Source organism: Chitinophaga sp. 10T418, from assembly GCF_056394125.1.
This window is the reverse complement of the sequence record NZ_JBFTHG010000001.1, coordinates 214,176-227,028: the sequence shown is the minus strand read 5'-3', so window position 1 is coordinate 227,028 and position 12,853 is coordinate 214,176. Positions and strand designations below refer to the sequence as shown.

The window sequence follows — 12,853 nt, the reverse complement described above, 5'->3', positions numbered from 1 at the left end:
CCTTTAATCGTTGCTTGCGGCATTAAAACACAGAGCACTCTCATCCTATACGATAAATTACTGCCCGTCTCCCACGGCGACTACGGCTTCCTGCACTCCAACGCGTACTCCTGGGGCGTTTTTCCCATAATCATCCGGAAATCTTTTATAAAATGTGCCTGATCGAAGTATCCAAGATCGATTGCCAGCTGGGCCCAGTTCACTTCACTACTGCCGGCAATACGTTCTACGATATCATGAAACCTGAAAATTTTAATCACCCATTTAGGATTGATACCGGCATACTTACTGAATAGTCGTTCCAACGTACGGATGGTCAGGTGGAAATGTGCCGCCAGCCGGGTAGTAGAAATCATCGTTCTATCGGCTAATGCAGTAGCGGCGATCTGTTGTACCAGTACCATTTTTTCTTCTTTTTTCGGGAGAAGGGAATGCAGCAGGGCTTCTATTGCTTCAAGCACAGGCCCGTGTTCACCGGACACAGGAACGTGTATAGGTGGCGTTGTAATACCCAGTAAAGCATATGCGTCGATTTCGTGATGTGCAATCGTTAATACTGACTTTTTGAGAAAAGGATAAAAGCCGCCCGGTTTAAACTTCACGCCTGCTACCCTGCCTGTTCCGGAGATGTGCTGGATAAATCGTTGCTTTTTAACGCCGTGTACAATGGCTTCATTGAGCTGAAACGCCAGCTGTACAGACAAGGTGGGCAGTACCTCCTGCACATGGGTATATCCTGCCGGCAATGACCACTCCACTATCCAGTAGTGCTCTACAAAGTCGGCCAGCCATGCCGTAGGGAAATACCTGTTTAACTGAAAGAAAGGGGTTCCTTTCTCCCGGTTCAGGATTCCTGTGGCAACGTCTTGCTTCTTTTCAAATGCAGGCATCCTGCATATTGTCGCCTTTTTACAATACAGCCAAACTTTAATGGAGGAAATTTGGTAAAAAAAGTATGGAAGACTTCAAAGCAAGGGTAGCAGGGTTTCACCACCTGGTTGGGCAAGGTAAATTTATGGAAGCGCTGGAACAGTATTATGATGAAAACATAAGTTCGGCGGATAATGACGGTCCGGCTATCAATGGCCTGGAAGCATTGCGCAAGGCGGCTGCCGGTTTTTTAGGCAATACCACCGATATGAAGATGGTGCTGGAAAACAGTATCGTCATCGATAATTACTCCGTAGCGCAATGGCATTACCAGTTTACCAATAGTAAAATAGGTGCAGTCGATTACCGGCAGATTTCAGTAGCTCACTGGAAAGCGGGAAAGATCATTAAAGAGCAGCATTTACATAACGTAGTATACCAGGGATAAAAGCCTGTTACAAAAAAGGGAAGCACCAGAAAACGCCGGGTGCTTCCCTTTTGCTATTATGCAGGGTCTACTTATGCTAAAATTTCACGGTAATATTTCCGGTCACCCTTGTGGTGTTCTGCGCCGCCAGGCGGTTAGACCAGTATTTTTCGTTAGTGAGATTATCCACTTTTACCCCAATCCTGTATTTTTTCCGGTCGTAGAATACGGATGCATCCATAACGGTATAAGAAGGTATGGTGAATGCAAAGGTGCTGGTATTGGTCTGGAAAGACTGGCTGCCATAGTTTCCACCAAAGGCAAGCCCCAGGCCTTTTACAGCGCCTTTCACCAATCGGTAACTAATCCACAGGTTAGCCATGGTAGCTGGTCCCGCAGCGCTGGGACGTAATCCCTGTAATTTAGGCGATGCCTTATCCATCTTACTTTCGTTGTAGGTATATCCGGCGATGATGTTAAGCCCGGCTAAAGGATTGACAATTACTTCCGCTTCAAATCCTTTGCTCACCTGGGTTCCATCCTGAAGTTGATAACCGCCATGTGCCGGATCATCATAGGTGGAGTTGGTTACGGAGATATTATAATAACTAAAAGTAGCGTTCAGCTTTTCATTGAAAAGATCCAGTTTGGCGCCCCCTTCGATCTGGTTGGCCTGCTGTGGTTTGAAAGTATTGCCATTAAAATCGGTACCACTCTGGTTTTGAAACCCATTCATATAGTTGGCAAATAAAGACAAGCGGCTTTTGATGATCTGGTATACTGCACCAAACTTGGGCGACAGGGCCGTTTGGTTGAATGCTCCAGCCGTAGAATCCTTGCCAGGATAATAAGCACCCAGGTTATGGTAATCATCTAACCGTAAGCTGGCCATTACCAGCAGTTGCTCTGTAATATTGATCACATCAGAAAAATAAGCACTGTAGGTATTTTCCCGGTTACTGTCGAAAATGGCAAACGGTACTTTATTGAACAGCGGCCCTACTTTATCGCGGTTAAAGCCGTTATAGCCAGGAGGCGGCGTTCTGAAATTCACTGCAGGCATACTGATGGTCGCATCATTGCGGGAGGCTCTCAGGCGGTAAAAATCCGCGCCAACTACCAACCGGTTACGCATGTTACCGATAGGAAAGTCGCCTATAAAGTTTTGTTGAATGTCTAGCCCATGGTAGGGATAGGTTTGTGAAGTAACTGCCTGGCTGAGGGTACTATCGCTCACTACGTTCAACTGGGTAGTATAGCCTTCTGAAGAAGAGCGTGTCCAGGAAGCAACGGTTTGTGAAGTCCATTTATCAGACAGTTTATATTTTATCTGGGCAAATATGTTTAACTGCTGACTGGTGTAATAGATAGAATTATCCGCAAAAGACATATTGTAAGGCACGCCCATGTCTTCCACACTGTGTGCTTTCCCTTTGGCGTAGGTGTTCATTCTGACCGGGGAGGTGGCTTTATAGCCGCTCATTTCCGCATCKAGCAGGAAGGTAAGGCGGTCGTTTGCCTTATAGGAAAAGCTGGGCGCCAGCAAAAAGTTTTTACTGAAGCCGGCATCCTGGAAGCTGCGTTCTGTATGTGCAGCGCCATTAAAACGGAATAAGGCCGTTTTCTTCTCATTCAAAGGGGTATTCACGTCCAGCGTTAAGCGGCTCAGATCCCGGCTGCCGCCTGAATAGGATACTTCTCCTTTAAAACTTTCAAAGGGCTTTTTAGTGACCCGGTTAAATAATCCACCGTAAGAGGATAAAGTACTGCCGAATAAGGTGGCAGAGGGGCCTTTGATCACTTCAATCCGTTCCAGGTTGGCCGGATCTACATTGGTATACACAAAACTACCTACCCCGTTACGTACCAGGTTAGCGGTGGTGAATCCCCTGGAGATGGCCGAGCTTCTGCCCTGGTTGTATACAATGGGGATACCGGCTCCGGGAATATTCTTAAAAGCACTGTTATAGTCGGTGATCACCTGTTCTTTCATCAGCTCCTTTCCTACTACGCTGTACACCTGGGGATTCTCCAGGTTTTTCAGGGGGAGTTTGGATACGTCCTCACTTTCCTTTTTGGCAAAACGGTTGCCGCCGCTGGTAATCACTACTTCTTCCAGTTTTTGGGAAGAAGTTTGCAGAACGATCTGTAGCACTACATTTTTACCGTTTTCCACGGTAACGGGTTGCCGGATCGTTTCGAATCCTACCATAGAAACTTCCAGTTGATAATGTCCATTGGCAACGTTCTTAAAAAGGAATTCTCCGCTTTGGTTGGTAACAGTTCCTTTTGAAATTCCTTTCAGCAGCACCGTTACATTACTGGCCGGATGGCCGTCTGATGTAGTAATTACGCCCTGTACGCTATTGTTAGTCCCTTCGTCAGGGATACCACCATAGGTAAAAAAGGGAAGTATAAAGAAGGCAAGAAGAAGATATACCCTTATCATTTTTGGTCTTTGTTTAGCATTTTCGCAGGTGCAAAGAGAGGCTATAAAAGGCAAAAGCAGCTACGCAATCGGGAAAACAATTTACGCAATAAGGAATTATTTATTTATCTACAAAGGCAACCATTTTGACCATTCGCTAAAAGGACAGTCATGGCTTGTTAAAGCCATGACTGTCAACACATTAACATGCCAATTCCTGTACCTATTAAAAGGCGGTGCGCAACAAGGTATAAGCGTTTAACAAATGCTATGAGAGGTTTACCTGGATTTACAGGTGGGCAGGACTAAAATGACCACGTAAAATTTTTACAGCGGTTCCGATCTGGTTTTTAACCGTTTGAATACTGGTATTCATTTCTTCGGCTATTTCCTTATGACTCTTCTGGTCATAATGCCTCAGGCGGAAAGCGGTGGATGATTTAGGCGGTACTTTCTTTTTCAGGGCAGTATTTACCTGGAAATAAATTTCTTTGCTTTCCAGTGGATCACTTGGCAGAAAGGCCTCGTCCGGAATGATGCTGGTAAATTTCTTTTCCCGCGTAATTTTATTGAGACAGCGATTACGCACGCTGGCATACAGGTAACACTTCATGATAGAAGCCCTGTCGCGGTTCTGATAATTAGCGTCAATTTTCAGAAACAATTTCTTCTGCCAGAAATCGATGAAAAACTCCTGAATAAGATCTTCTGCCTTATCTTCGTCTTTGAGCATGTCTACGGCGAGCATCATCAGAATACGGTGATACTTAGTGTACACTGTCGTAAAAGCTTCGGCACTACCATCTTTTAGCAGTTCCAGGAGGACTGCATCTTGGTTGTTTTGTTGCATTCTCATTTCCTTTTTGAGAGACTGGTTTAGGAAAAAATTACATGATTTTTTAAGCTGTCCGGTTTTAGAAAATTACTTTTCTACTGGTTTAACACGGTGGTTGAAAGTGGTTTATTTCACATCCCTTTTTTAAAACTTAACTTAAAAGTAATGCTATAAAATGAGCCAACTGGTTAAGCAGTTGTTAAGCACGAATGTTTAAAAAATGGTAAGAATCACGCCCATGGCCGATCAGGGAAAGAATGCATTTGTTAACAAACCGAACACACGTAACCAAATGGTTACATTAAAAACACTCCTTAAAAAGCAGTAAAATCCTTTAAATAAAAAAACGGAGATAAGTAGCATACCTACCTATCTCCGTTTTTATTTTATAAATTAAAACTTATGGTTTTAAAAAATCTCCATCTACTATTAACAGCTTCACGCCTTCATCAGCAACCGAACGATGAGAACTTAATTCATCTGATACCACATAACTCATACCTGCTGACAACTCAAAACATTCTCCATTCTCCATCTCACTGATGAACGCTCCCTGTAAACAGTGAACAATATGTCCCTTCCGGCACCAGTGATCTGCCAGGTAACCAGGCGAATACTCTACGATCCTTATCCTCAGCCCCGGCAGCTGCAATGTTTGCCACCACGAGGTGCCCGTTTCTCCCGGATGAATTGTTTTTTCGATGGCAGACCAGTCTATTGTCTGGAAAGGAATATTTGCACTCATATAAATCAGGTTTAACGTAAACGGGTATACGCTTCTACAATTTCGTGATTTACATTCAGGCTATCAATTTTTTCTATGCCTCGTTGTATCAGTGTATCATTTTGCAAAGTGACGGTGAAAGAAAAGTGTTTATCTTCCCAACCACGGTAACTGCAATACTGCAGATGTTCTTCATACTTATCTCCCGTTAAGGTATAAGTGCCCGCACCCGAACTAAAGGCCGCCGTAGCGCTGTCACTTCCTTTCGACAGGTCGTGTGAAAAAAAGGAGAAATGACTTCCGTTAAACATTTTAATCATTTCGTTTGGCTTACCTGGTACAGGATAAGTGGTGCTGGTGTCACCATTTTTTATCATCTTGCTATAGGCTAATTTCCAGGTACCTGTGAGTGGCAGTGCTTCAGCAACTGTTACAGGGGCTTTTTTTTCTCCGCAGGAAGCAAGAGCAAATGCAATAATACCAATGGCAACTGGTAATCGTAGATTCATAACAGTTAGTATTTAAGTGAAAAGGTGATTATATCAAGGGCACAACCGGGATTTCATCCCGCCGGAATACAAGGTTAATCAAAACATTTTATATTTAAAATACAGGGGCAAAACAAAGGGAACAACATCCAGCTGAATGTTGTTCCCTCCGGTAAATACCACCCATCACATTTAACCAACAAAAGAGCACTGCCATTGAAATATTTTGCCAACGAACCCTTATGTTTACAACCTCAAAATTATACTATGTCCCCTGTCTGTATAAGCCGGCTACTCACCGGTCTCCTGTTGCTCGCATTACCCTGCAGCAGCCAGCAACAAATCCCTGCAAAAAATATTTCGGCCATCAGATCTATTGATCCTGCTGATACTGATTTCTCCGACCTGCAAAGCATCAAAGAGGCCATAGGCAATTCCCGGATTGTGCTGCTGGGAGAGCAAACACATGGCGAAGGATCAACTTATCTAGCAAAAACGAGAATCATAAAATATCTGCATGAAAAGCTGGGTTTCAATGTACTCGCATTTGAAAGTGGCTTTTATGATGTAGCCCGCATCTGGGAAAATACACTCAACAATGGCAGCTTTAAAAAAGAAATTCCCGGTAGCTTATTCTACATGTATGCCGGCAGCAAACAAATGATTCCTTTATTCGATTACATCCAGTCAAAAGTGCATCAACCCGATCAATTGACGGTAACAGGATTTGAAAGTCAGCACTCCGGCGAAAAAGCAAAGACGCTGCTGTTTCCTGATTTCGAAAAATTCCTGCAAAACAAATACCCTTTCCTGCTGGGCCCTGACTGGGAAGTATTCAAAAAACTTTCCGTAGCGACTATGGCTTCCCGGGCCTACCGTCCCTCCGAAGAAGAGAAGAAAACATTTTTCAGCAAACTGGCGGAACTGAAAAAGACATTATCACCTGATGATGTGACACCTGAAAATCACTTCATTGCTTCCGGCGGATTCTGGTACCGCGTAGTGTGCAGCATTGAATCGGAAACCACCCGATATTGGGAAATGGTGAAAGGCAATGAAATGAATGTACGTGATCTGCAGATGGCGGAAAACATTATATGGCTGGCGGAAAAAGTATATCCCGGCCAAAAGATCATTGTATGGGCGCATAACCTGCATGTATCTAAAGGCACCAGCGGCCTTAAAGCAGAGAATCCCGGACTGACCGGTTTCTACGCATCCTATGTACCATTAGGTGTTGCTGTCCATCAGCATTTTGGCAGAGAAGCCTATACAATTGGCTTTACCGGGGCTGCAGGTACCTTCATAGATTTCAATGATGGTAAACTGCAAAGTATTCCTCCGGTAACGCCGGAAAGTATGGAAGGCCAGCTTTCAAAAACCGGTTACAAGTATAGCTTCACTAATTATCAAACGATGCACGGTAAGGTAGGCAATCCGTCAACGGGCATGATCATGGATTATATACCGACTACTGGTATGTGGCCCAATGTGTTTGATGGATTATTTTTTATTAAGAATCCTACACCGGTAGACCGATAATCCAGGTTACTGAAAAAACGGGGGAGGAACGTTGGTGGCGGCTGGACAGCGAGGACGCCGAAGAAATAATTGAATATTACGACCGGCGCACATCGCTTGCTGCCGGTCGTAATTTTACAGGAATTTACACCCCTTGGGTGGCCTGCTGCAAAGGCAGCATCACCCCGAGGAAGGCAGCGTAGTTACTCACCGCATGTTGACTACCCGCCTGTGCAAACCAGTCGTCGGCTGTATTACTTTCATACTCCGTATACAGTGCTGTATTAAAGATCGTGTAGTTATTACTCTGCTGTTGATAGCCATACAACAGGAACACACCGGATAACAGGAAAAATGCCTCCCGCAGACTAACTGTATAGCCTTTGTAGGTAACAGTGATAGCAGAAGCCGCCGGAGCAGGATCATATAAAAATCCGGTAAGGAAGATGGTGTCAGAAACAGGGAAATTAGGTACAATATCATTCGCATTCTGGTAATGCCAGGCTGCCGGTAACTTGGTATCCAGATCAGTGGCGAAATCACCATTTCCTGGTGCAGGCGCCGCAAAAGTATAAAGGGACACATTATCCGAAGAATATTGCTCACCGGTAATGGTAGTAATGAAATAAGAAGTAAATACATTGGCAATATTACCGCCCAGGCTATGCCCTGCAATCGTCAGCGGGTTCCCGGGTTGAATAACATTGGTTACCAGGTAATCAGTAAGCGACACCCCGGAGCCAAGTGCGTCCTGCATATCCAGCAGATTGGTAAAGGAAGTATTGGCGCCGTTGCTGATCAACGGATTAGGGGTGGAAGCATAAGGCCAGCTTACCTGTGTTACTACATCCAGGTCCTCTAGTATCCAGTTCGCAAAAGCATCCCAGTTATCAAATATATCCTGCGGAGGCAGGGAACCACGGATAGCCAGCGCGTAATTTGCCCCGGTAGCATCTACTGCTATAAAAGCATAGTTACCGTCAGAGGTCTGGATACCATTCCAGACTATTTTCCAGCCAGGTAAGTAGCTGCTGATGTCATTAACCGGATCGGAAGCATACGTTACATAAGTTAATAATACTGCAGTTTGCGCACCTGCCGGCTGTACGCTGTTGCCTGGGTTGTTGGATAATGGTGTCATGGTTATAAGTTTAAAAATGAGGGAATTTAAAAGATACTTATTGTGGGTTTTGAGACAACTAAGTTAATAAGTTTCTTTGATACAGCGCCACACTTCCCATCAATACAAGGAAAGTCGCATTCATTTATTTTGTTAAGAAGTGCGGGGTGGATTACAGTAAAATAAGCGCAATGGAAATGGGGAAAGTAAATGCTATTTTAATGACATGAACAGAATTAGCAAAAAGGTCAGAAGTTGCCCTTTCTGTATCGTTGGATTTTGATGTTGAATAATTGCTCAGAAACATAAGAAAAAGGCTGACCCTCTCAGGTCAGCCTTTTTCAATTATAACTTAATCACCTTTATCACTTCGCTCTTCCCTCTTCCTTCCAACGTTAGCAGATACATTCCTCTCCTCAGATTCCCGGGATTTTTATTCATCCTGAACGTCCCTGGCGCTATCTTCCATTGTTGTATCACCTTGCCTGTTATATCTACCAAAGTGGCAGTATGATAAGCCTCCTGGAACTCCATGGTGAGTTGCGTTGCAAAAGGATTTGGATACACCCGTGTTTTTGATAGGGTAATTGTTTTGAAAGGTGCCGCCACAGCCGACGTCATACCGGATAATGGTTGTATCGGTGTACAGTTATCAATGATAAACCAATTGTATTTAAACGTGCCGGCTCTCACGAGAATACCGGTGTAAGTCAATGCTGGCAATGTAACGGTGTCGCTGATGGTTTGCCAGGTTCCCCCGGTATTAGGTAAATTAACTACACCGAAAACCACGCCTCCATTACCAATACCAACTTGCGCAGGTGCGTTGGTGGATACACGAATACGCAGGGTATACCTACCGGCGGTTGGCACAACCAGGTTGTTATACGCAAACCAATCGCTCACTTTTAAATTTGTAAAATTCTGTCCGCCACCAACGTCAGTACAGGTTTCCAGTACAGGTCCGGAGATGCGGGCAGAGGCACTCTCTGCTTCGTATTTGTTATTCACCGAACAGTTGTATTGTGCAATGCGGATAGTGGCGGTTTGGCTGATGCTTCCTACGGTAACGGTTACTGTATAAGTACCTATTGTAGTATCTGCCGTGAACAATCCTCCTGCACTGATAACATTCCCTGTTCCGGTTACGGACCAAACTGGTGCCGCTAACGTTACTTCGTTACTGTCTGTATCATATCCTTTGGCGGTGAATTGCTGCGCTGATCTGGCTGGCAACGAAACATCGCCCGGTGTCAGCTCAATCCTCGCTAATGGCGGAGGTGGCGGTGCTACACAATCATCAATACTGAACCAGTTGAACTTAAAGGTACCTGATACCACATGAATACCGGTATAAGATAATGCCGGCAGTGTGATAGTATCTTTAATTGTTTTCCAAACACCACCGGTAGAAGGAATGTTGATGGTGCCAAACGTCTGACCACCATGACCTACCGATGCCTGCGACGGCGCAGTGGACAATACTCTCAGGCTGATATTATACCTGCGGCCTACCGGCACATTCAGCGTACTGTAGGCAAACCAATGCCCTGCATACAGGTTTTTATAATTCTGACCACCACCTTCATCAGTACAAGCTTCCAATACCAGACCGGAAGAAATAGAAGATGCTGATTCCGCTTCATACTTGCCATTCACAGTGCAACCGTATACCAGTGATATATTGGCCGTATCTCTTATAGAACCAGCGGTTAATGTTACCTGGTAATTTCCGGGTGTACTACCTGCCGTTAAAATACCGTTGGCATTAATACTATTACCGGTACCGGTTACCGCCCATATTTTGGAAGATGGCAATGGCATGATGCTATCTATCTGATCAAATCCTTTAGCGGTGAATGTATAACTGGCAGTCACCGGAATGGTAACGGTATCAGGTGATATCCTGATACGGGTGAGTACGGGCAGTGGCAATACTTTCACCGTTGCAGTGCCTGTAATACCGCAGTCCCTGGCCTGAACAGTGAAGTATCCACTGGTATCTGCGGCGGTAAATAAACCAGCCTGGTTGATCATCGTAAAACTATTATTCACTTTCCATTCCGGCGTAATAGCCATCTTATCTCCAAACTGGTCAAATCCGTTAGCCGTAAACTGCTTTGTGGCGAGGGCCGTCACAGATACAGAATCCGGTGCCACGGTAATGGAGTTAAGTGCCACTGCATTTGCAGGAATGAACTTTAGCCAGTTGAAATTCCAGCCGGAAGTATTGGCGTAGATCCGGATCGTTTGCCGTCCTTTTTTTAGTTTGAAAGCAGGAGAAGACACAGTACTCCAATTCTGCCAGCCACCGGAGCCAGGCAGGTTCATGGTTGCCAGGTTGGTGGTATCCAGTTGAACAGATATGTTCGATACCGTACTAACGGCTACCCTAAACTGGATCCGGTACATAGCACTATCCGGTACATCAATATCATATTCCATCCAGCTACCTTTTCCAATGTAACTCACGTTTACCACGCCACTGGTATCTCCTACCGGTTCTGTACAACAGGTATTGCTGTTGTCAAAAGCTTCCGCTTCTATCCTGGCCGGTACCGGTTTATAGTTGGTGGGGCGGATATTAGCATAGGTAGTGGTAGACCTGGTAACGCTATCTACAGTAGCCGTTGCCGTTATAGTGCCGGAAGACTGAAAAGTCGCCAGACCGCCAGTAGTGATAGTATTGCCGGCACCAGTGATAGTCCATACAGGGTTGATGGTGATCGGGCGTCCATTCTGATCATTGGCGGTAGCTGTGTACTGAATGGACTTGCCGGGAAGCAATACCTGGTTGGCAGGAGCCACCAGGATAGTATCCAATACCGGTGTACCCAACCCTTTCTGGTAAATTCTTACATAATCTACATTCATACTATCCGGCCAGTCGGCCTCCGTAATGTTACCGCCCATTCCCCCGCCTATGGCCAGGTTCAGGATTACATGAAATTTCTGATCAAAGGGCCAGTCTTTCCAGTCTGTTTGCGGATTCGCATATGCATACACGCGGCTGCTGTCGTAAGTGAAGATCAATGAATCCGCTGACCACTCCATCGCATATACGTGGTAGGCAGTATTTACATCCGGGATCACACGGGAGGCGCTCAGATGTCCACCGTTTGTCCAGTTATTATTTTGCGTATGTACCGTGGATAATACAGTACGAAGATTATTACCTACATGTTCCATGATATCCAGTTCACCGCTGCGGGGCCATGCACCATATACACTGGTAGTAGGCATGAGCCAGATGGCTGGCCAGGAGCCCCTGGCTTTGGGCAGTTTGGCCCGCACTTCTACTTTACCATAGGTAAAATCCATCTTGCCCTGGGAAATCAATCTGCCGGAAGACCATGGCTCCGTAGTATTTCCATTCGGAAAATCTTTTTTCCCGGTGATCACCAGGTCGCCATTTCTCACGCGGATGTTGTCGTGCGTGGTATCCGTGTATACCTGTTGTTCTCCATTGATCCATCCTTTGGGACGTGGATCTACTGCCCATTTGGTGCGATCTGGCAATCCACCGGTATTAAATTCATCACCGTAGATCATGGTCCATGCCGGGTTCCCTTCAAACACAGCATTTCCTTTAGCCGTATAAAAAGGGGTATTGGCAGTATCCATTTCCGTACCTGCAACAGATAACTGCAAGGTTCTTTTGGAATAATTAGCGGCCGAATTACCAGCCAGTACGATGTTAGCGATAGTATCATTTACCCGTTGAATACTGTCGATAGTAACGCCGGGCGGAAGATTCGCAGCATTCCAGGAACCTTTATTCAGGGCTGATTTAAACGCAGCACCATTCAGCTTTGCAGGAATGACGGCTCCATTTTCCTGTCCCATCAGGATACGTGTATTCGTTAACGTGATCCCAACCGGATTAGGCGCCTGTACCAGGTCGAAATACAAAATGCCATTGGCCTTTTTACCATCAATAAATTGTACAGAAATATTGTTCAGATCTGTTCTGTTCTTTACACTTTGGAAATTGAAATTGGCTTCTTCCCATTGATTGATGTTAGTGACTTTGTACGTGAAAAATACGGCCTTCGTGTAGTCACTGCCAGGCTGCAGTTTGAACATAATTTCTTCTTTCACATTGCTGTATACCAACATTTTGAATGTGCTGTTGGAAGAAAGGTCGAAGGTGGATGTGAGCGGACAACTGGCGCTCATGTACTCAAAGCAGGAAGTGTCCTTCGTAAATTTTGCTACATAGGGACTGGGATTTATGGAGGATGGAGCAGGGTTGGCTACATGAAATAATACTGACCCTGTGGCCCCTGCCCCTGCGTAATACGACCATCTGCCGGAGCAGGGGCCATGACCCTCCATGTCGTCCAGTAGCAGGTACTGGGCATGGAGGATATTGCACAGCAATACGCTGCACAATACGAGCAGTAAAGTTTTTTTCATAACGGGTATTGTTTTATCGCG

The 12,853-nt window shown here is 45.2% G+C and carries 9 protein-coding genes; 2 read left to right on the top strand and 7 right to left on the bottom strand.

The window, feature by feature from the left end; translation table 11 throughout:
* Positions 1-80 precede the first annotated feature (80 nt).
* Entirely contained in the window at positions 81-890 is an 810-nt protein-coding gene (locus AC1DCV_RS00865) for an AraC family transcriptional regulator (protein ID WP_477021436.1), read from the bottom strand.
* 65 nt (positions 891-955) lie between these two features.
* Between AC1DCV_RS00865 and AC1DCV_RS00860 the strand changes: the two genes are divergently transcribed.
* Positions 956-1,318 carry a nuclear transport factor 2 family protein gene (locus tag AC1DCV_RS00860; RefSeq protein ID WP_477021435.1) on the top strand — a complete coding sequence of 121 codons (363 nt, stop codon included), beginning with the start codon at positions 956-958 and terminating at the stop codon, positions 1,316-1,318.
* Between the two features lie 76 nt (positions 1,319-1,394).
* Here AC1DCV_RS00860 and AC1DCV_RS00855 read toward each other — a convergent pair whose 3' ends face one another.
* The 4 genes from AC1DCV_RS00855 to AC1DCV_RS00840 form a co-directional block, all read right to left on the bottom strand.
* A complete protein-coding gene (locus tag AC1DCV_RS00855; protein WP_477021434.1) occupies positions 1,395-3,746 on the bottom strand; it encodes a TonB-dependent siderophore receptor in 2,352 nt (783 codons plus the stop codon).
* 268 nt (positions 3,747-4,014) lie between these two features.
* Complete coding sequence (locus tag AC1DCV_RS00850) at positions 4,015-4,575, bottom strand: RNA polymerase sigma factor (protein WP_477021433.1); 561 nt, start codon at positions 4,573-4,575, stop codon at positions 4,015-4,017.
* Between the two features lie 385 nt (positions 4,576-4,960).
* Positions 4,961-5,305 carry a DHCW motif cupin fold protein gene (locus AC1DCV_RS00845; protein WP_477021432.1) on the bottom strand — a complete coding sequence of 115 codons (345 nt, stop codon included), beginning with the start codon at positions 5,303-5,305 and terminating at the stop codon, positions 4,961-4,963.
* 11 nt (positions 5,306-5,316) lie between these two features.
* A complete protein-coding gene (locus AC1DCV_RS00840; RefSeq protein WP_477021431.1) occupies positions 5,317-5,793 on the bottom strand; it encodes a hypothetical protein in 477 nt (158 codons plus the stop codon).
* Positions 5,794-6,039: 246 nt separating this feature from the next.
* Here AC1DCV_RS00840 and AC1DCV_RS00835 point away from each other — a divergent pair, with 246 nt between their 5' ends.
* Complete coding sequence (locus tag AC1DCV_RS00835) at positions 6,040-7,314, top strand: erythromycin esterase family protein (protein WP_477021430.1); 1,275 nt, start codon at positions 6,040-6,042, stop codon at positions 7,312-7,314.
* Between the two features lie 124 nt (positions 7,315-7,438).
* Here AC1DCV_RS00835 and AC1DCV_RS00830 read toward each other — a convergent pair whose 3' ends face one another.
* Together AC1DCV_RS00830 and AC1DCV_RS00825 are read right to left on the bottom strand one after the other, a co-directional pair.
* Positions 7,439-8,434 carry a lipase family protein gene (locus AC1DCV_RS00830; protein WP_477021429.1) on the bottom strand — a complete coding sequence of 332 codons (996 nt, stop codon included), beginning with the start codon at positions 8,432-8,434 and terminating at the stop codon, positions 7,439-7,441.
* A 324-nt stretch (positions 8,435-8,758) separates the two neighbouring features.
* Positions 8,759-12,832 (bottom strand): carbohydrate-binding protein, encoded by a 4,074-nt coding sequence (locus tag AC1DCV_RS00825; RefSeq protein WP_477021428.1) that lies wholly within the window; start codon positions 12,830-12,832, stop codon positions 8,759-8,761.
* Between the last annotated feature and the right edge of the window lie 21 nt (positions 12,833-12,853).